Origin of the sequence: Acetohalobium arabaticum DSM 5501, from assembly GCF_000144695.1 — a bacterium.
GTDB lineage: Bacteria > Bacillota > Halanaerobiia > Halobacteroidales > Acetohalobiaceae > Acetohalobium > Acetohalobium arabaticum.
Map to the genome: position 1 here is coordinate 1,578,770 of NC_014378.1, position 19,589 is coordinate 1,598,358.

At 36.0% G+C, this 19,589-nt stretch carries 19 protein-coding genes and 1 riboswitch; of the genes, 5 read left to right on the forward strand and 14 right to left on the reverse strand.

Annotated elements, in window-relative coordinates:
• Window positions 1-122 precede the first annotated feature (122 nt).
• The gene (locus tag acear_RS12170; RefSeq protein ID WP_013278438.1) at window positions 123-752 is read left to right on the forward strand and encodes a DUF3786 domain-containing protein; all 630 of its coding nucleotides are present in this window, start codon (window positions 123-125) and stop codon (window positions 750-752) included.
• Between the two features lie 204 nt (window positions 753-956).
• Here acear_RS12170 and acear_RS07665 read toward each other — a convergent pair whose 3' ends face one another.
• From acear_RS07665 to acear_RS07685, 5 genes are all read right to left on the reverse strand, one after another.
• Window positions 957-1,952, reverse strand: coding sequence for a beta-ketoacyl-ACP synthase III (locus acear_RS07665; RefSeq protein WP_013278439.1), 996 nt, complete (start codon window positions 1,950-1,952; stop codon window positions 957-959).
• 125 nt (window positions 1,953-2,077) lie between these two features.
• Window positions 2,078-4,030: a methyl-accepting chemotaxis protein gene (locus tag acear_RS07670; protein WP_013278440.1), complete on the reverse strand. Its 1,953-nt coding sequence runs from the start codon at window positions 4,028-4,030 to the stop codon at window positions 2,078-2,080.
• 296 nt (window positions 4,031-4,326) lie between these two features.
• The gene (locus acear_RS07675) at window positions 4,327-4,617 is read right to left on the reverse strand and encodes a MoaD/ThiS family protein (RefSeq protein ID WP_013278441.1); all 291 of its coding nucleotides are present in this window, start codon (window positions 4,615-4,617) and stop codon (window positions 4,327-4,329) included.
• The gene (locus acear_RS07680) at window positions 4,601-6,514 is read right to left on the reverse strand and encodes an aldehyde ferredoxin oxidoreductase family protein (protein ID WP_013278442.1); all 1,914 of its coding nucleotides are present in this window, start codon (window positions 6,512-6,514) and stop codon (window positions 4,601-4,603) included. Before acear_RS07680 ends, acear_RS07675 begins: the two co-directional genes overlap by 17 nt.
• The gene (locus acear_RS07685; RefSeq protein WP_013278443.1) at window positions 6,507-6,800 is read right to left on the reverse strand and encodes a 4Fe-4S dicluster domain-containing protein; all 294 of its coding nucleotides are present in this window, start codon (window positions 6,798-6,800) and stop codon (window positions 6,507-6,509) included. The genes acear_RS07680 and acear_RS07685 overlap by 8 nt, the downstream gene beginning before the upstream one ends.
• 86 nt (window positions 6,801-6,886) lie before the next feature.
• A riboswitch (cobalamin riboswitch) is annotated at window positions 6,887-7,074 on the reverse strand.
• Between the two features lie 164 nt (window positions 7,075-7,238).
• Here acear_RS07685 and acear_RS07690 point away from each other — a divergent pair.
• A complete protein-coding gene (locus acear_RS07690) occupies window positions 7,239-8,258 on the forward strand; it encodes a M14 family metallopeptidase (RefSeq protein WP_013278444.1) in 1,020 nt (339 codons plus the stop codon).
• An 11-nt stretch (window positions 8,259-8,269) separates the two neighbouring features.
• Here acear_RS07690 and acear_RS12380 read toward each other — a convergent pair whose 3' ends face one another.
• A complete protein-coding gene (locus acear_RS12380) occupies window positions 8,270-8,398 on the reverse strand; it encodes a glycerophosphodiester phosphodiesterase (RefSeq protein WP_222831957.1) in 129 nt (42 codons plus the stop codon).
• Window positions 8,399-8,678: 280 nt separating this feature from the next.
• Between acear_RS12380 and acear_RS07695 the strand changes: the two genes are divergently transcribed.
• Window positions 8,679-9,980 (forward strand): RNA-guided endonuclease InsQ/TnpB family protein, encoded by a 1,302-nt coding sequence (locus acear_RS07695; RefSeq protein WP_013278445.1) that lies wholly within the window; start codon window positions 8,679-8,681, stop codon window positions 9,978-9,980.
• Between the two features lie 75 nt (window positions 9,981-10,055).
• On the opposite strand, the gene acear_RS07700 is transcribed toward acear_RS07695, so the two are convergent.
• From acear_RS07700 to acear_RS07720, 5 genes are all read right to left on the reverse strand, one after another.
• Window positions 10,056-10,235 carry a glycerophosphodiester phosphodiesterase gene (locus tag acear_RS07700; RefSeq protein ID WP_013278446.1) on the reverse strand — a complete coding sequence of 60 codons (180 nt, stop codon included), beginning with the start codon at window positions 10,233-10,235 and terminating at the stop codon, window positions 10,056-10,058.
• A gap of 29 nt (window positions 10,236-10,264) precedes the next feature.
• Window positions 10,265-11,662, reverse strand: a complete 1,398-nt coding sequence (locus acear_RS07705) for a YjiH family protein (RefSeq protein ID WP_013278447.1) — start codon at window positions 11,660-11,662, stop codon at window positions 10,265-10,267.
• Window positions 11,652-12,749, reverse strand: a complete 1,098-nt coding sequence (locus acear_RS07710; RefSeq protein WP_013278448.1) for an iron-containing alcohol dehydrogenase family protein — start codon at window positions 12,747-12,749, stop codon at window positions 11,652-11,654. Before acear_RS07710 ends, acear_RS07705 begins: the two co-directional genes overlap by 11 nt.
• A 34-nt stretch (window positions 12,750-12,783) precedes the next feature.
• Window positions 12,784-13,947 (reverse strand): pyridoxal phosphate-dependent aminotransferase, encoded by a 1,164-nt coding sequence (locus acear_RS07715; RefSeq protein ID WP_013278449.1) that lies wholly within the window; start codon window positions 13,945-13,947, stop codon window positions 12,784-12,786.
• 167 nt (window positions 13,948-14,114) lie between these two features.
• On the reverse strand, window positions 14,115-14,354 hold the full coding sequence (locus acear_RS07720; RefSeq protein ID WP_041667324.1) for an NAD(P)-dependent oxidoreductase: 240 nt from the start codon (window positions 14,352-14,354) through the stop codon (window positions 14,115-14,117).
• Window positions 14,355-14,601: 247 nt separating this feature from the next.
• Between acear_RS07720 and acear_RS07725 the strand changes: the two genes are divergently transcribed.
• Window positions 14,602-15,027, forward strand: coding sequence for a CBS domain-containing protein (locus acear_RS07725; protein WP_013278450.1), 426 nt, complete (start codon window positions 14,602-14,604; stop codon window positions 15,025-15,027).
• 136 nt (window positions 15,028-15,163) lie between these two features.
• Here acear_RS07725 and pdxT read toward each other — a convergent pair whose 3' ends face one another.
• On the reverse strand, window positions 15,164-15,742 hold the full coding sequence (pdxT, locus tag acear_RS07730) for a pyridoxal 5'-phosphate synthase glutaminase subunit PdxT (protein ID WP_013278451.1): 579 nt from the start codon (window positions 15,740-15,742) through the stop codon (window positions 15,164-15,166).
• Window positions 15,743-15,744: 2 nt separating this feature from the next.
• On the reverse strand, window positions 15,745-16,626 hold the full coding sequence (pdxS, locus tag acear_RS07735) for a pyridoxal 5'-phosphate synthase lyase subunit PdxS (protein ID WP_013278452.1): 882 nt from the start codon (window positions 16,624-16,626) through the stop codon (window positions 15,745-15,747).
• A 196-nt stretch (window positions 16,627-16,822) separates the two neighbouring features.
• Between pdxS and pdxR the strand changes: the two genes are divergently transcribed.
• Window positions 16,823-18,295, forward strand: a complete 1,473-nt coding sequence (gene pdxR, locus acear_RS07740) for a MocR-like pyridoxine biosynthesis transcription factor PdxR (protein ID WP_013278453.1) — start codon at window positions 16,823-16,825, stop codon at window positions 18,293-18,295.
• Window positions 18,296-18,323: 28 nt separating this feature from the next.
• Here the strand turns inward: pdxR and acear_RS07745 are convergent, their stop codons facing one another.
• Window positions 18,324-18,848, reverse strand: coding sequence for a hypothetical protein (locus acear_RS07745; RefSeq protein ID WP_013278454.1), 525 nt, complete (start codon window positions 18,846-18,848; stop codon window positions 18,324-18,326).
• Window positions 18,849-19,589: the final 741 nt, after the last annotated feature.

A 19,589-nucleotide genomic window follows, 5' to 3' on the forward strand; every position in this document is an offset into this window, starting at 1 on the left:
AATCATCATAACTATCATATCATAGATAAACGATATTTAACAGTCATTTAACCTCGATTTAAACCGAAATAGATTGACTATATATTACTGGATTGATATAATTAGCTAGGAGGTGAAATTAATTGTCTTTATCCGATAATCAGACTGATTCTGCAGGATATAAACAGGCCATTGAGAAAGCTACTGAAAGATTAGCCCGAACTGAACCAGAGGATATCGTCCATAAAACCGGAGTTGAATTCAGAAATAAAGAGAATGAGTTTGTTCTTACTGCCTTTAATCAAAGATACTATATTAAATACCCCACAGGAGAAATAGATGATTCTGAAGCCGAATTGCCAGTAACTACTGGTCTAAAAATAATTATACTACACTTTTTACTCACTGGAAATGACTGGCCGTTAGGAAATGAATTAATTTCCTTTAGAGAATTACCAGATGGAACTCCTTATAAAGATGCTTTTCAGCGGGAAGCAGTTAAACCAATAATAGATAGCTTCTGTCATAAACCACAGAAACTGAAGAAAGCCGCCCAGAAATTAGGTGCTGAATTTACCGACAGAAGTGATTTAGGATTTACTATCAATACCCTACCCACTATTCCTCTTACTTATCTTATCTGGTTAGGTGATAAGGAGCTTAATGGAGGAGCAAATATCCTCTTTGATTCTTCAATCATGACCAAACTCCATACAGAAGATATAGCATTTCTAGGCGAATATACTACAAAACTATTGCTAAGGTTTAGTTAATTCATGAACCAACATGACTAATTTATAAAACTTTTTAAAACGGCTCATATAATTTCTTTATATATTTGATCATGCTTCAAACCTTAACATAATAAAAAAGCATACCCTTTACTCAGGTATGCCACTTAATTAAAAATATATTAAAATTAAGTTAATAAGAAGTATATCTGATTAAAATAGATATGTCACTTAGTCAAGAAGAACTTAATAAGACCATTCAATAACATTTGCTCCCCAGGTTAATCCGGCCCCAAAACCAACAAAGAGGATCTTATCTCCTTTATCTATTTTATCAGCCTGTACGGCTTCAGCCAAAGCAATCGGAATTGAGGCTGCAGAAGTATTTCCGTACTTATCAAGATTAATAAAGACCTCCTGTTCATTTAAGTTCAACCGTTTAGCAGCAGCATCTATAATTCGAATATTGGCCTGATGGGGAATGAAAAAATCAATATCTTCAGCAGTCAAACCTAGTTCTTTTAACACCTGTAGTGCTGCTTTAGCTACAATTCTAACTGCAAATTTAAAGACAGCATTTCCGTCCATCTCTAAATAATGGAGATCATTTTCAATAGTCTTTTGTGAAACCGGCCTCTTTGAACCTCCTGCCGGCATCTTTAATAGATCACTATCTGAACCATCAGCTCCTAAGATACTACCTAAAATCCCGCCTGACTCTACTGGCTGAACTACGGCTGCTCCTGCCCCATCGCCAAATAGAATACAAGTATTTCTATTATTCCAATCAAGAATCTTCGAGATTGTTTCTGCTCCTATAACTAATATATTATCATAGGCTCTGCTAGCTATAAACTGACTGGCTACTGATAATCCATAAGCAAAGCCTGAACAAGCAGCTTCCAGATCAAAGGCAGCAGCTTCTGTAGCATTTAGTCTATCCTGTAGAAGACAGGCTGTAGCTGGAAAGAGCATATCCGGAGTCATAGTCGCTACTAAGATTAAATCTAAATCTTCAGCATCCAATTCAGCATCAGATAAAGCCTTCTTAGCTGCTTTAAAAGCTAAATCTGATGTAGCCTCATTATCATCTGCAATTCTTCTCTCTTCAATTCCTGTTCTACTTTTAATCCACTTATCGCTGGTTTCAAGCATTTCCTCCAAATCATAGTTGGTTAAGATATTTTTGGGTACATAATAGCCTACTCCAGTAATTCCTGCTTTTCTTACCTTCTTAGTCATTAATTCTCTCCCCCATTAACACCTCGACTTTTTTATAGTATTAGTCTAATCATAACATTTATATACAATATTGTTAATAAAGTAAGACGGCCAAATCATGCATAATTTGGCCGTTCTTTTAAGCTTTATTCAATTTCAAAGCGGTCTACTAATTCTTTTAATTCTCCTGCCATCTGGGATAACTGCTGAGCTAAAGTAGACATCTCCTGTGTAGCCTCTGCCTGTTCTTCGGAAGTTTTAGAAATCTCATGGCTACCGTCAGCCAAACTCTGTCCTGTCTCAGCTACTGTCTGAATCTGAGCAGTAATATTTTGAATCTTATCGGCAATTTCCTGAAAAGCCTCTCCAGTTTGGTTCACCATTTCTGCCCCTGCTTCAATTTGATCACTATTCTCCTGAATAGTAGTTACAGTCTGACCAGTCTGGGAAGTTAATTCCTCAATTATATTCTTAATATTTTCTACCGATTTTTGTGTTTCCTCTGCCAATTCTCTTATTTCCTCTGCAACAACAGCAAATCCGTGTCCAGCTTCCCCTGCTCTAGCAGCTTCAATTGCTGCATTCAAGGCTAATAAATTTGTCTGATCAGATATATCAGAAATCACATCAATGATATTTTCAATCTTTAAAGAATAAGAATTTAGTTCTTCAATTGCCTGTTGTGACTTTGAAGAAGTCTGGAGTATCTCTTCCATTTTCTGCTGGGTATCCTTCATATCTTCTAATCCATTCTGGGCTAAATCACTAATCTCATCAGCCGATCGGGCCATATCCTGGGCATTTGTACTTAACTGATCAACACTGGAAGTAAATTCTTCCGTTAAAGCCGTAGCTTCTTCTACTGCAGCTGCTGTTTGTTGGCTGCTAGCAGACAGCTCTTCACTGGTAGATAGAGTTTCGGCTGCTGTCTTTTCTGTTGTCTGAATAATATTCCGTAAATCATTAATCATAGTATTAAAACTATCGCTTAATCTGCCAATCTCATCTTCTCCTTGATAGTCTGAATAAACAGACAGATTACCTTCAGCCGCCTCTTCCATTAAACCAACAAGATTGAGAATTGGAGTTGTAATCTTGTTAGCTGCAAAATACATGGCAGTTATTACTAATAAGATTAGGCCGACAGCAATAATAATATTCTTATATCCTACACTTGAGACAAAGCCCATAGCCTCTTTTTTATTATGAACAGTAATTACAGCCCAATTATCAGAGTCACCTTTTAATTCAATAGGATAGTAAGCACTGATTACTCCTTCTCCTTCATTATTAGCATATTCTGCAACACCTGATCTACCGTTTAACGCTTCATTAGTTATTTCCTTTAGTTTCTCAGGAACCTCTATTTTACGCAGCTCTGTCTTCTGATTTCCTTCTTCATCTAATACCACATTACCATTACTGTCTTTAACCAACACCTTTTTGGTCATCTTTCGATAATTATAAAGCTGAGAAACCTGCTTTTTATTCGGATGAGCAATTACAACTCCTTGACCATCAATTATGTAGGCATGGCTTCCCTTTCCGAGGCTAAGTTCCTCTACTAGTTTTTGTAAATGATCCAGTTTGAGATCAGCACCAAAAATCCCTTGTAAACCTCTCTGGTCATAAATCGGCATAATTATTGAAGTAACAGGAATATTATCCTTTAAGGTAAAATAGGATTTGCTGATAAATGGATCCTTAGTTTCCATGATCTTCTTAAACCACCAGCGGCCCGACCTGTTACCTAATGTTCCGCTGCTTCTTGCAGTCTGCATTCCGGTAGTATCCTGAATATAGAATAATTTAAAGTAAGGATTCTGCTCAATCGTCTCTTTTAATACAGCTTCCTGTTTGCTGCCTTCAAAGCTTATAATATCAGAATTCTTTGTTAGCCGCTCTGATATTTTATAAGCTTTATTCATAAATTCCTCTACATTATTGGAGATACTGTGGGCTAATGTTAAGTTCTCCTCTTTAACTCTACTTTCAAACCCAGAAGAAATAAAGTAATAATTCATTAAATTAGAAACAATAAAAGGAATTAAGATAAGTACTAAAGTAATTAAAATCAATTTTTTCTTAATTGAGTTCATTAAAGCCACCACCTTTTTATAACTACACAATGCAAATTTTATTCCATAACTCCAAGGATAGAATACTGGATATTAGTGATGACTTCTGGATTACTCTAACAGTAATTACACTTCTTATTTGTAGTTTTATCCTTTTACTATAAAATCAATCCATCTATTGGTTATTCTTCATTCCTAAACTATAAAATTATTAAGATTTATACAAATCGTAATAATAGGTTATTACTGCTAAATAATCATATATTAAACACCTAATTAACCCATTGATCACTTCCGATATTTTAAACCTTAATTATTTAACCACCAACTAATCTTGGAGGTGAAAATGAAATAGTATCTCCTGATTTTAAAACTAATTCTAACTCCTTTACCTTTTTAAGACGCTTATCATTAAGAATAATCCAACTTACCGAATCTAAACTTCCTTCTTTAGTAAATAAACGTTTTTTAAAACCAATACCATACCTATCACTTAATCTAGTAATCAAATCTTTTACTGTTGCACCTGACTTTAACTTTATCTCTTCTTGCTGAATAAAATCAGTTTCTAAACAGAAGGTAGCAAAATACTTAACCTGTACTTGCACTCTTCTTAACCTCCCAGTTAAGATTTAGTTCTTCTAACTTCTGCTTTTTGGGAATTCCATTAGCTAGATCCCAACCCCGCAGACTGTAATACTCATCCAACATAGAGTTGAATTTAGCAGAAGAAAGTCCTTCTCCTGCAGATGGTCCAGTAGCTATTGTCTCTTCAAGCATCCGTTTAGGAGGCATATCATCTTCGCGGCTAAGGCCTTCTCGAATATTGAATAACCGCTCTAAATTCCAAATTCGCTCACCAATCTTCTGTAATCTATCTTCATCAAATTCCACTCCAGTAGCAGCAGATACTAACTGAGCAAAATGTTTAGGTCGCAGCGGTTTTAAAGCAATCCCCTCTAATTTACAGAGACCTAACGAATCAACAACACAGTGCCACTCCTCATGCCAGGCAATCAACCGCGGTTTAGTCTCATACTGAGTCCAGTATTCATCTTCTACTTCAATACCTAATTCTTCTTGGATAGCTTCTTTATAAACATCATGTGCTATCTCATATAAGGGCAGTGACTTTAAGTGGTCCCCCCCGCGAGAAGCAACTGCAAAACCTAAAGCCATCCCTTTAGTTCCGCGGACATCGACTGCCGGATACTCCATACCTTTACTGTGGACCACATATTCTTCAGCTGAATTACCTATCTCTTGCGCTGCTTTAAATGCTCCTTTAGCTAAAAGATCACCAAATCCTTTCCTGTGAGCAATCATCTTTACTAATTCTATAAGTTCCTGATGATTACCCCATTCTAATTCTAATCCTCCTGTATCTTCAGAAGTAATGATATCTCTTTGATATAGTTCCATAGCCCAGCTGATTACACTACCTGTTGATATAGTATCCAAGCCTAATTGATTTGCTAAAGTATTAGCCTTTAAAACAGAAGGTAGATTCTCATTGCCACACTTAGTACCCATAGCACTAATTGTCTCATACTCAGGCCCTTCTCCTACTGTTCCTTCATACTCCCCCTCATCAACTTTGTAATATCGGCTACAGCTGACTGGACAATTGAAACATCCTTTATGCTTAGTAGCATACTTCTCTAATATCTTTTCACCACTTAATTTATCGGCTCCAGAAAAAGTAGACTCTTGAAAGTTCTTCGTAGGTAAGAAACCTAATTCCTGAGCTAACCTGGTAATAGCAGTAGTCCCAAAAGTATTAGCTACTTCATATAATGGATCATCCATAATATCCTCCTGACTTTCTACTGCTATATCTAAAAATTCTTTTGGCTCTGCCACCTTTATCTCTTTAGAACCATAGACAGCAATTGCTTTTAAATTCTTAGACCCCATTACTGCTCCCATTCCTGTTCTACCAGCAGCTCGGTTGTGATTACAAATAATTGCTGCATAATTTACCAAATTCTCGCCAGCAGGACCGATTGAAGCTACCTGAATAGTATTATTACCCAACTTTTCCTGTAAGTATTCTTCTGTAGCCCAAGTCGTTTTCCCCCATACTTTACTAGCATCTCTCAATTCTACCTGCTCATCATTAATCCATAAATATACTGGCTGGTCTGCTTTACCAGTAATAACAATATGATCATAGCCTGCATACTTTAATTCCGGTCCCCAGTGGCCTCCACAGTTGGAATCACCAAACAAACCGGTCAACGGTGCTTTTGAAGTTACAGTAAATCGTCCAGAACAGGGGGCCAAAGTCCCACCTAGAGGGCCTACTCCAAAAATCAAGTAATTCTCTGGATCCAACGGATCAACCTCTGGCCCGACATTATCATATAATATCTTTGCATTGATCCCCGATTGGCCTAGATATTTTCTACATAAATCCTCGGATAATTCCTCCTTATACACTTCTTTTTCTGTTAAATCAACCCATAGGACTCTACCCTGCCAGCCGTCTAATTGATTATTCACTGCTATCTACCTCCTCTACTAATTCTAAAGCTCCAAATAAACATGCTTCTACACAGCGAGGAACCCTCTTTTCTGAATCTTCAAAAGGAGTCTTACCGCAGAATTCTTCTTCACACTGTTGATTAATCATCGGACGGTCTTTGGCTCCTTTCTCCAGTTTGTGAATCTTGATTCCTGCTTTCCGCGGGTTAACTCCACCTTCCTTCCCCCAGGAACAAGCTAATGCACAGCGCCTGCAGCCTCTACACTGCTCTGAATTAATACGTATTTCAATTGCTTTTCCCATCTTTTTAACCTCCTTATCAAAATATAAAAAGTCCTCGGCCATTGCTGGCCGAGGACTTTTCCATCATCCTCTAGCTTCCAGATACTAGAAAGCCGATAAGTTAGGCAGGTCTCCTGACTGATGGCTGGATTAACCACCAGCTGTCTTCCCTATTTTTTAGAAAAAATAGGTGGCAGCTGGTTCTAAAATACCAATCACAGTGACGGGATCGTTCAGGACTTACACCTGATTCCCTATTCTCCTCAACTAAGGCACCTAACTTACTTGGTATTTAAATTTTAAAAGTAAACATTACTTTTAACCAATCTCTTTCATAGATTTTCTTTCACTATCATTATATAACAATTTTCATCAAAAAGCAAGAGGATTAATTTTTCAAACATATACTGAATAGTTTATGATAATAATAAGAACAAATATCAAGAAAGGAACCTAACAGTGAAAACTAAATTAATCTCTATTCTGTTATTAATATGCTGTTTGTTCTTTAATTTAACCGGATGCCACGATAATCAAAATAATAGTAATTCAAAAATCAAACAGGAAGATTCACCTATTATAACTGCAGTTTCTGATTATAATTACTCACAGATGAGAAAACAGATGAATCAATTAGAAGATAAATATGAAAGTATAAAAGTTTCAACTATTGGAAAGTCGCTAGCTAAACGCAATCTATATCTTCTGACTTTAGGCAGTGGAAAGAAGAAGATTGGGGTGATTGGAGGTGTTCATGGTCGGGAAGGAATTACTTCTTTATTAACGCTCAAATTAGCCGAAGACTATGCTAAACATCTCAAACAGAGCCAAGAAATAGAAGGTTATAATTTAGAAGAGTTACTAGATAAGGTAACCTTCTGCTTTATACCTATGTTAAATCCTGACGGCATAGAGATAGCAACTCACGGCATTAAAAATGAAGTTAAAGACAGAAATTTCTATCTTAAAGCTAATGAAGGAAGCTCAGGTTTCAAACGCTGGAAGGCCAATGGACGGGGAGTAGATCTCAATAAGCAGTTTCCTGCTGATTGGAATCAAGTCAAATCAAAGAACAGCCCTCATTTTAAAAGCTATAAAGGTCCCAAGCCAGAAAGCGAACCGGAAAGCCAGGCTCTAGCAGATTTAACACGATCTAAAAAATTTGAAGCAGTAGTTGCTTTCCATAACAGTGGTAATATTATCTACTGGTACTACAACCAAAAAGGTGAAGAATATAACCGTGACTATAAATTAGGCAAACTGCTCAGTAAAGAGACCGGTTATAAATTAGTTGCACCAGAAGAAAGCAGCACAGCAGCTGCTGGTTATAAAGATTGGTTTATTAAAGAATTTAAGCTGCCTGGATTTACTATTGAAATAGGTGAAGGTAAAACCAAACAGCCGCTTCCTTCTGATAAGCTGGGTAAATACTTTAAAGAAAACAGAACTACTTTATTAGAACTAGCCCAAAATATTTAACCTCTGCTTACTTAAAGCCGCTGTGGATAATCACTGATAATGCCATCAATCCCCATCTGCTTCAATCTTTCTATTTGTGCACTATCATTGATTGTCCAGGTATTAATCATTAAACCTTTAGCCTTAGCATCATCTATCAATTCCGGCTATCCGCTTTAGGACAAAAAGTAAAGAACCCACCCTTATTTATATGGGTGATGAATTTACTAACCTATTCTTTGATTCAATATTAAAGAATAGGTTATTTTTTACTTGTTTTTTAAACCATGTGTAATTGCTTTAAATTTTGATATGCTTGATATTAAAAGTAATATATGATATACTATATGTGAGAGGTGATAACAATTGAGCAACCAAAATAATTTAATTCATGCCAGAACATGTGTTTATAATGTTGGCTATCATAAGGAGGTGAACTAATTGAAGCTAGCTAAGTATTTTATCCATAAACCTAATCAAACCCAACAAGTTGTATTAGGTTGTTTAGCCTATGCTAGTGCCAGATTATATAATATCGGCAATTATCAACGTAAAAATTGGTCTAAAGATAGTGATGAAGATTATCCTGATTGGTATAAACAAAAAAAGCAATTAAAAACTAACTTTTGGTATAAAAACTTACCCTCCCAGACAGCACAGGAAACACTTAAAATTTTAGCTGATAATTGGGATAGCTTTTATCAAAGTATGGAGGATTATCAAGATAATCCTGATAAATATAACGGTAAACCTAATTCACCTAACTATAAACCCAAAGATAGTAAGTTTAACTTTCGTTATCTCAATAATGGCTTTAAAATTATTGATGGTAAGTTAAGATTATCTATTCCTAAACAATTAAAAGAGTATCTGAAAAAAGAATACTCTATTACCAATAAATTTTTATGGATAAGAGTGCCTAATGAGCTGTTATCCAGTAATAGAGATATCCTTAACTCAACTACTAGAATTGAGTTTAAGCCTTTAAGTGATGATACTTATAAGGTAATCTTAACTTATAAAGTAGATACTCCTACTATTAAAGAAGATAACGGTAATTATTTAAGTATTGATCTAGGCATTAATAATCTAATGACTTGCTACAGCAATCAAAATCAAGAAAGCTTTATTATTGATGGCGGACAGTATTTAGCTATTAATCGTTACTTCGATAAAAAGATTAAACATTATCAATCAATTTTGAATGGTCAAGGTAAAAAGACTTCTAAACGTATTCAGAACCTATATAAAAAACGACGCAAACAATTATTTCACCTAATTCATAGTGCAACTAAAAAAGTAGTTAATTACTGTGTTGAAAATAATATATCTAGAGTAATCGTTGGTGATATTAAAAATATTCGTGATAATGCTGACCTAGGTAAACAGACTAATCAAAAGCTCCATAAACTACCCTTTGATATTATCTATCACCAGCTAGAGTATAAACTTAATTTACAGGGGATTACTTTAATCAAGAAGAGTGAAAAATATACCAGCCAATGCAGTCCTTATAGTAAAAAAGTAACTAAGAAATATGCTGATAAGTCTAATCGTATTAAACGAGGCTTATATGTAGATAAAGATAACAATCAAGCTTTTAATGCCGACAGCATAGGTGCATTTAATATCTTACGCAAATACTTACAGCAGCGACGTAAAGGGCCAGATATTACTTTGCAGGTTAAAGGTTTATCAAATCCGGTTAAATATAACTGGAATAATCATCAATTTGCAGCTTAAAAGTACCTCCAAGTCCAGTATTAACTGGATAGGAGTAGTGGCGTTGGACACGCCGAATGGGTAACTTGCTTGATGTTACGGATAACTCCCATAAAAGCAGGCGACCATGAAGCTCGGTATTTCAATGCCGAGTAGTTCACATAGCTGTACATCCAATTCTACCATATCCAAATCTAACTCCACTGCTTTCTTAAAAGCAGCTGCTGTATTCTCCGGAGCTAATCCCGCAGTACCGCGATGGCCTATCTTTAACATAAGTTTATTAACGCTATTTATATAGAATTTTAGATAAATAGATTAGTTAGCAATACTATCAACGGAATAACTATAACTGTCTTTTCTAAAAAGATAATTGCTAAATCTTTAAAAGTAACAGGGATATCAGAAGTAACTAATAGAGTTCCTACTTCTGTCATATAAATAATCTGTACTAATGACAATACCCCAATAATAAAACGCGTCTTAAGCGATGAAATACTAGAAGCTAAAATTGCTGGAATAAACATATCAGCAAAACCTACAATAGTGGCCGGAGCTGCTTTGAAAGCTTCAGGAACGCCTAAGAACTGTAGATAATAACCAAAGGGCAGTGATAACCAATCAAAAATCGGTGTAAAAGTAGCAATTATTAACGCTATTGTTCCCCAGGCCATTACTAGTGGTGATAGAGTAAATATAATATTTAAGAAAGTTTTAGCACCTTGAGAAAGAATTTCTGTTAAGCCTCCAGCTCCCTCAGCCCTTTGAATACCTTTCCGCAAAGCCCATTCTGATTTTTTCATTCCTTCTGGTTCTTCTTCATCAATCTGTTTTCCGGTATCTGAATGGTATGTATCCGGTAGAGTACTTAACGGCGGAATCCGAGACATAATCATTACGCTAACCATTCCAGTAATGACTACTGTAGCATAGAAGGGAATAAATAGAGCATCAACTTCCAATAATGCTGCAACTACCAAACAGAACGGCAGCGATACAGCAGAAAAACAGGTACCTATAGTAGCAGCTTCTCGTCCTGTATAAAAACCTGAGTTATACTGCTTTCTTGTCAATACTACTCCAACATCACAATTACCAACCCAAGAAGTAACTAAATCAATTGCTGCTCGTCCAGGTAGAGTAAATAAAGGCTTAACAAAACTTCTAACTACTGTACCAGTATAATCCATAGCGCCAAACTCCATTAAAAGCGGCATCAAAAATGATGCTGAAAAGAACCAGGTAACTAGAGAAGAAATTAAGGACATCATTGTTCCGCCAGTATCACTGGAGTAAATATATTTTACTCCCACTTTGTTCAATACTAATATAGCAAAGATAGCTCCTAACACTCTAAAAACTAAATAGAGTTTCTTAGTATAAAATAATTTATTTAATAGAGCATTATTTATAATAAATTTAGGCTTAAATAATGTTGTTAATGTTGAAACAACTGCAGAAAAAGTAATTAAAACAGTAACTACTATTGGTAAATATGCTTCACCTACAGCAGCTAACCATTCAGAAATTACTCCTACTGGAGTACTGATGGCTCCATCATATGGTACTGGACATAAGAACATAAAGATTCCAATTAAAGAAGGTATTAAGAATTTTAGTACTTTAGGTGTAGTTATTTCAATCTCTTCAGGATCTGTTTCAACCTGATTATGAATTAATTCTGCTTCTAGATTACTCTCCATACTCTTCTTCCCCCTTATTGATCATTTCTAACCTTTTAATTGCCTCATAAAAATCATCTTCAGTAACTTGGTAAGGCATATCAATCATATCTTCACCAGCTACTGCTTCTTTTAATATTGATTCTAGGTCTTTTCTATTCACTTCAAGTTTAAAGTGGTCCAATGAAACTGGAAGTCCTACTTGGTCAAAGAAGTGATAAAGCTTATTGAATTCATTCTCTCTTTCATCTATTATTAACTGGACTAAGAGACCATAAGCTACCAATTCACCATGTAGGAACTCCTCCTCTAACCTTTCAATTAAAGTTAAACCATAACATAATGAATGGGCACAAGCACCATTATACTTCTCTTTTACCAACATAGATACCAAACCAGTGGTAATAATATTATTAAGGACAACCTGTTTTAAAGCAAAGGAAACATCATTCTCCCTACAGTCTTTTAAGGCCTGAAAACCATACTCCACTAATGGTTCAACACACATAGTACTCATCTCTTTACCCAGAGCCGAAGCATGAGCAAGTTCATCTGGTCTGGACTTTATTTCTACTTCATAATGTTTGGCTACTGTATCCCCAATTCCCCCACGTAAATATTTAGCTGGAGCATTAGCAATTACTTTAGTATCAATAAAGATATGTACTGGCGGCTTAGTTAAATGAAAGAATGAATCGAAATCTCCCTTAGCTGTATAAAGAATAGACAGCGGAGTAGTAGCAGCACAGGTAGCAGCAATTGTTGGTACAGTAAAGATAGGTAAATCAGCCTTTTCAGCTGCTCCCTTCGCTGTATCAAGAGCCTTCCCTCCACCAACACCAATAATTAAATCAGCTTCAGTTTCTACAGCCTTCTTTCTTTTTAATTCAATATTATGTAAAGTACATTCACCACCATACCATATAAAATCAATAATTTCTAGGTCATTGGTCTTTAAAGTATTTTTAATCTCTTCTTCAGTTTTAGATAAAGCAGTCTTACCACCAATAACTAAAACCTTTTCTCCATACTTACTACATAGCTTTCCTAACTTCTCTATTGCTCCATTTTCGATGGTGTAATTAGGAAACCCAACTGTTGAACTCATTACCATTTCTCCTTTCTATACTACTCTCTTTCTATTACTGATTAAAAATCTTCATCTCTGCTAAACGGTCAAAAGCTGACTTTAATTTATCCTTATCCACTGTACAGGCTATTCGAATATATCCTTCACCACACTCACCAAAAGCAGTACCAGGAATCGCTAACACTCTAGCTTCTTCCAACATCTTTTTACTTACTTCAGCAGAACTTAGACCGGTATCCTTAATATTAACAAAGAGATAGAAAGTAGCTTCTGGAGGTAATACTGACATATTGGATATAGTCTTAATTCGTTGATAAGCATAATTAACTCTTTTTTTATACTCATCGACCATAAGCGGCTGGATTTCCTTATGCAGCCGCAGCGCATGAAGTGCTGCTCGCTGTGAAATCGAAGGTGCTGCATAACAGATACCCTCATTAACCCGCTGCATAGAATCAATTACAAAATCAGGTGCAATTACATAGCCTACCCGCCAACCGGTCATAGCATAATCCTTCGAAAAACTAGCAACTGTAATTGTCCGATCCTGCAGTCTATCTCTAGTGGCCAATGGAACAAAATCATGTTTAAAACTCAAAGCACCATAGACTTCATCAGCAAAAATAATTAAATCCTCTTCTATAACAACCTCTTCTAAATCTGTCAAGACTTCCTCACTAAAACAGACTCCAGTAGGATTATTAGGCGTATTGATAATAACTGCTTTTGTCTTATCAGTGACTAAGGCCTGTAAAGATTCAGCATTAATCTGAAAGCCCTCATCCTCTGTAGTTTCTAAAATTACCGGCTTACCTCCGGCTAATCTAATCTGCTCTAAATATGGTGTAAAGTAAGGGGCTGGAACAATCACTTCATCGCCTTCATCTAGAATCGATTCCAAGGCTAAAAACATACCATGACAGGCCCCTACTGTTACCATCACCTGTGATAAATCCACTTCATAACCAAATTCTTTTTGATTATATTTAATAATCTCCCGACGTAATTCAGGATCTCCTACGGCCGCAGTATATCTCGTATATCCCTCTTGAGCATCCTGAAACGCAGCTTCAGTTACTTGACTATTAGTCGGATAATCAGGATCTCCTAAACTAAGATTAATAATATCATCATACTGCTGTGCTAAAGCTCCTATCTCAGCAATTATTGTCTGCTCTTGGTCTAAATATTCTTCTGCTAAAACTTCTCTCTTCATTCTGGCACCTCTTCCTATAAAATTATCTATTATTACCTAGATAACTATTCATTACTTTAAATTACTACTTGAATTATTATAAACAATAATATATAATATTGCAAACATTAGTTGTGATTCTTGATTTTCTGACTATTGATTAAGTTGTAAAATGAATTTTCAGATTACTAATATCCTGCTTCAAAATCAACTAAATTCTTTAGAGGCTTTCCTTCGCTATATCGGCATAAATTTTCTTTAAAGATAGTCAGCCAGCGTTCAGAATTAGTCGGTGAGCTGTGAGCAATATGCGGCGTCAAAATTACATTCTCCATCTCCCAGAGCGGATTATCCTCCGGCAGCGGTTCCGGAGTAGTTACATCCAGTATAGATTCTCTATCTTCTCTACCTGCTCTACCTCTATCCATCCAAAAATAACTTCAGCTTCCTGTAACATTTTAGTAGAAACCTTATCATATTCAACTGTCTTTATTGAAGCTTCTGGTGCTATATTATGTAATTAAGCAATTTCCTTTTCATTGAATCTAAAGTACTCATTAAACATTCCTTCTTTTTAATATTTAACCTAAAATTAACATCAAAATTAAAATAGAATTTATGATTAAAATTCTCCTGAATTACACATCTTAATCATGAAAAGGAGGCGATATTAAAATGCAGCTTAAAAATATAATGACTAGTGATGTATCAACTATTGATACCAATTCTACCGTTCAGGATGCAGCTAAAATCATGAATGATTTAGACGTTGGAATTGTACCTGTCTGCAGCGGCCAAAAACCTGTTGGAGTAGTTACTGACCGGGATATTGTACTTCGAAATACTGCCCAAGGCGGCGATATTAATACACCAATAGAGCAGGTTATGTCTGACGATCCAGTCTACGGAACCCCAGATATGTCCCCCCAGGAAGCTGCCCAGTTAATGTCTGAAAAACAGATTAGACGGCTGCCGATAGTAGAAAATGATAATATTGTCGGTATTATCTCCTTAGGAGACCTATCTACAGAATCTAGAACTGATATGGAAGCCGGTAAGGCCTTATCAACTATTTCAACTCCTAGCCGTCCCGAAAAATAACAGCTATCTACTAAAGTCCCTACTTGTTAAGTAGGGACTTTTAATTTATTAAATCACTATTTACATTGATAGAATACCCAATATTATTATAATGAGGAATAGAAGCAAATTTCCTTCTACAATTCCTCGTAGATTGCTATCTAGCATTAACCTTATTTATAAAATATTGGTGAAAGTTTGAATCAGTAGTTAACTCAGGATGAAAGGAAGTAGCTAAAAAGTTCTTCTCTTCTACGGCTACAATATTCTCATCAATTCTTGCTAAGACCTTTACTTCAGACCCTACTTCCGTCACATAAGGAGCACGGATAAAAACCAATGGCAGACTCTCTTCAGCCACAGCTGGAACTTCAACTTCAGTTCGAAAACTGGCTAACTGATTGCCATAGCCATTCCGTTTAACTGTAATATTCATTAATCCTAGATGATTCTTACCACTGCCTAAAATCTCTTTAGCCAGCAGAATCATTCCTGCACAGGTACCCCAGATAGGAAGACCAGCTTTACCTAATTCAATTAATTTCTCTTTCAATCCAAAAATCTCAATTAATCTACCTATTGTTGTGCTCTCACCGCCTGGAATAATCAATCCATCCAATTTTGTTAATTCACTCTGTTTTTTGACTGGAGAGGCTTCAACCTCAGGTAGAGATTCTAACAATGATAAATGCTCCTCTACTCCGCCCTGTAGTGCCAGGACTCCTACTTTAACCACTGTTACCAGCCTCGCTGGGCCAGTTTTTCATCATCCGATAAGGTATCAACATTAATACCAACCATAGCTTCGCCTAGATTTTCTGATACTTCAGCTACTACTTCCGGGTCATCGTAGTGGGCTACAGCTTCAACAATGGCCCGCCCCCGTTTGCTGGGATCTCCTGATTTGAAGATACCTGAACCGACAAAAACACCGTCACAGCCTAACTGCATCATCATTGCTGCATCAGCCGGAGTTGCCACACCGCCCGCTGCAAAATTAATCACCGGCAGTTTACCATTCTCAGCAACATACTTAACCAGTTCAAATGGAGCTTTTAATTCTTTAGCTGCTGTCATTAATTCTTCACTGTCTTTAGTAGTTAATTCTTTAATCTGTGCTTTAATTTTGCGCATATGGCGCACTGCCTCTACTACATTACCGGTACCTGCCTCTCCCTTGGTCCTAATCATACTGGCTCCTTCGCCGACTCTCCGCAATGCTTCGCCTAAATCAGTTGCACCACAGACGAAAGGAACATCAAACTTAGTCTTATCAATGTGATTATCTTCATCAGCCGGGGTTAGAACTTCACTCTCGTCTATGTAATCTACACCTATTTCCTCTAATATCTGAGCTTCTACAAAGTGACCGATCCGTGCTTTAGCCATTACCGGAATAGTAACTGCTTCAATGATCTCTTTAACCATTGCCGGATCTGAAGCCCGAGCTACACCGCCGTCCTGCCGAATATCAGCCGGTACTCTCTCTAAAGCCATGACTGCTACTGCTCCTGCTTCTTCAGCAATCTCTGCCTCCTTAGAATTAGTAACATCCATAATTACGCCGCCTTTTAGCATCTGAGCTAAATTCTTATTCAATTCATACCTTTCCTCTTCCATTTCTCTTCATCTCCTTTACAGTAGTTTTAAAATCAAGTATAATAATTGTATGGGTATAATTGGCCCAATCACTGCTTTGTACCCATAATTCATTATATATTATTAAATATTGTACTGTCAATAGGGATACAATATTAATTCCAGAAAATAATGAACCGTTACAATTATAAGAATATCAGCTAAGGGAGGAAACAATATGATTGCAAGTATAGAATTGAAGAAATCAGCTTCAAAACATCTCTATCTCCAGCTTTACAGTCAGCTTAGGGAATTAATCTTAAAAGGAGAACTAGAAGCAGATACCAAATTGCCACCGATTCGTAAGTTTTCTAAAAAACTAAGCGTCAATAATATTACGATTGTAAATGCCTATAATCTCCTAGAAGAAGAAGATTTAGTCTATAAAAAAGTCGGTAGTGGAACCTTCGTAGCTCCATTAACCAATCAGCATAAAGAAGAACAGAATAATTATCTCGATGAACAAGTCTATATTGATGAAGATACTAAGTTTACTGAACAGCAGGAGAAAATGATTAATTTTGCTACTGGAGCCCCAACACCTGACCTGTTTCCTATTGCTCCCTTTAAACGTTTAGTCAATAAAGTCTTAGACCGAGACGGCGGCTATGCCTTCGGTTATCAGAAAAGCCAGGGCTACCTTGAATTACGTAAAACAATCAGTAGTTATATCACTAATTACAATATCAAAGCTGATATTGATGAAATCCAGATCATATCTGGTGCTCAACAGGGAATCGATATTTTAGCTAAAACATTTCTTGATTATGGCGATACTGTCTTTGTAGAACGTCCAACTTATCCTGGGGCTATCTCCGTCTTTAACTCTCGAAAAGCTAATATTGTGGAAATCCCGATTACTTCTGAAGGAATAGATACTGCTGTATTAGAAGAAAAGCTAGCCGAATATAATCCAGAATTTCTATATTTAATGCCTAATTTTCAGAATCCAACAGGATACAGCTATTCTAAAACCACTAAAGAAAGAATTATTGAATTAGCTAATGAATATAGCCTTCTTATCATTGAAGATGACTGTCTTGGTGATTTAAATTATACTTCCAAAGATAATAAATCCCTGAAGTCACTAGATCAAAACCAACGGATAATCTATATTAAAAGCTTTTCTAAAGTATTTATGCCTGGCTTACGGCTAGCTTTTCTGCTGATTCCTAACCGTTATTTTGAAGACATCCTTATTTCCAAGTATATCTCAGATATCTTTACGGATGGATTAGTCCAACGAGTATTGGACCTTTACTTTAAAGAAGAAATGTGGGAAGAACAGATTACCACTTTAAAAGATACCTACTCTCAACGCTACCAGACAATGTGTAATGCTCTACAAGAATATCTACCGCAAAAAGTAGAATTTACTATTCCCCAGGGCGGTCTTAACTTCTGGCTTGAATTACCAGCAGAATTAACGGATAAGAAATTACAACAGCAAGCACTGAAGAAAGATATCAATTTAGCTCCCGGTTCTGTCTTCTATGCTGCTGCTCCGCCTGATAATAGAATCAGATTAAGCATTGCAGCAGCTTCCCAAAAAGAAATTAGGCGGGGAATTAAAAAATTGGCCAGTATCATAAAAGATCAATTAGAAAATAACGGTTATCAGCTGAATAATTCATTTTTACCGTTAGTTTAAGAAACTGATTAGACTCTCAATTGAGAGTCTAATCAGCCTTCAATATTGGATGTATCCAGTAGCCAGCTACAGTGTTGGATAGGTCATAAGCTGTTAAGCTATTCCAATTCACGGTAACTGCCTCTTCTTTAGTCATCACAAGTGCTAATACCTTTCTCAGTTTTCTCTCTCCTCTACTGTCTGGTAATTCTAAATACCAATTTAAAACTACCTTCTTTATATCCTCCCTATCTATAAAAAACTTTTTTAATATCTTGATGCTAGATTGATTTATCTTTCGCTGCGTCTTCTTCTCGGAATAGCTCTCATTGGCATGAAGTTTTAATAATAACATATCACTATTTACTTTATAGCTAAGCAGAGTATCAGAACCAAAATCAATTATTCCTCCTGTTGTTTCTTTAATAAGATAGGGAATATAATCATCTAGTTTCATTTTCGCTGGATTAGTATTCCCAGCCTTTCTATTATTAATTACTCCACTAAAGTAAATTCCCACTAAAACTAAGAGTATTAATACTGCCGCTATTAATTTCTTTTCCAACTGCTGCATTATTGACTCAGCTCCTTTATTATTCCTAGAACAGAATGTAGAATTAAATTGATATATTGTGTCACTCTACAATGTTTCCGTATATACCCTTTATTTGTAATTTTCTATCATAATCGGTATAATCTCATTCATGATATTGCGGGAATAATCAATATGTATCCGCCGCTTGCCGTTCGTTCGACATCCTGTCTCACTCACTGTCAAAAACTGGCCCTCCATCGTCCGTGATTCCGGGCCAGTTTTAAGAGTCGCTCTGGACACATATTGACTATTGATAATAAAATATATTGCTGTGATTATCACCAATGAGAGTTATTGAAAGCATATATTGACTATTTATGGTATTACAGAACAGAAATTTCATTGGTTTGGGTTTTAACGCTTTCCCTCAGATAATTTTGCACAATTTAGTTGATATCTTGCAAAAAGCGACTTTAAAGCAGTCCCACAAGAGAGAATAGTTAACATATAAAGCGGAATCTTTAAATCATAATACTAAGATTTATTTACTGCTAAGTGACTAGGACTGATTTCTGGAGCGTTTGCAAGATATCAACTCTAAACTGCAACAATATATCAATATTATTTAGATGCTTCTCTATTTTAACAAAGAATTAACATCAGTTTAATAGATTATTTATATTTTACTGCTATAATATACTCAACAGTTGGAGCAGGGACTACTACAGCCTTGACTCCAACCTAGCTCCCTCTTTTGAAAATAATAGAAGTTAACTGCTT

What these genes read in the sequence shown, in the direction of transcription:
- acear_RS07665 (WP_013278439.1), bottom strand. Translation starts at nt 1,952, where the DNA reads ATGACTAAGAAGGTAAGAAAAGCAGGAATTACTGGAGTAGGCTATTAT.
- acear_RS07670 (WP_013278440.1), bottom strand. Translation starts at nt 4,030, where the DNA reads ATGAACTCAATTAAGAAAAAATTGATTTTAATTACTTTAGTACTTATC.
- acear_RS07685 (WP_013278443.1), bottom strand. Translation starts at nt 6,800, where the DNA reads ATGGGAAAAGCAATTGAAATACGTATTAATTCAGAGCAGTGTAGAGGC.
- acear_RS07700 (WP_013278446.1), bottom strand. Translation starts at nt 10,235, where the DNA reads ATGTTAAAGATAGGCCATCGCGGTACTGCGGGATTAGCTCCGGAGAAT.
- acear_RS07705 (WP_013278447.1), bottom strand. Translation starts at nt 11,662, where the DNA reads ATGGAGAGTAATCTAGAAGCAGAATTAATTCATAATCAGGTTGAAACA.
- acear_RS07710 (WP_013278448.1), bottom strand. Translation starts at nt 12,749, where the DNA reads ATGAGTTCAACAGTTGGGTTTCCTAATTACACCATCGAAAATGGAGCA.
- acear_RS07715 (WP_013278449.1), bottom strand. Translation starts at nt 13,947, where the DNA reads ATGAAGAGAGAAGTTTTAGCAGAAGAATATTTAGACCAAGAGCAGACA.
- acear_RS07720 (WP_041667324.1), bottom strand. Translation starts at nt 14,354, where the DNA reads ATGGATAGAGGTAGAGCAGGTAGAGAAGATAGAGAATCTATACTGGAT.
- acear_RS07725 (WP_013278450.1), top strand. Translation starts at nt 14,602, where the DNA reads ATGCAGCTTAAAAATATAATGACTAGTGATGTATCAACTATTGATACC.
- pdxS (WP_013278452.1), bottom strand. Translation starts at nt 16,626, where the DNA reads ATGGAAGAGGAAAGGTATGAATTGAATAAGAATTTAGCTCAGATGCTA.
- pdxR (WP_013278453.1), top strand. Translation starts at nt 16,823, where the DNA reads ATGATTGCAAGTATAGAATTGAAGAAATCAGCTTCAAAACATCTCTAT.
- acear_RS07745 (WP_013278454.1), bottom strand. Translation starts at nt 18,848, where the DNA reads ATGCAGCAGTTGGAAAAGAAATTAATAGCGGCAGTATTAATACTCTTA.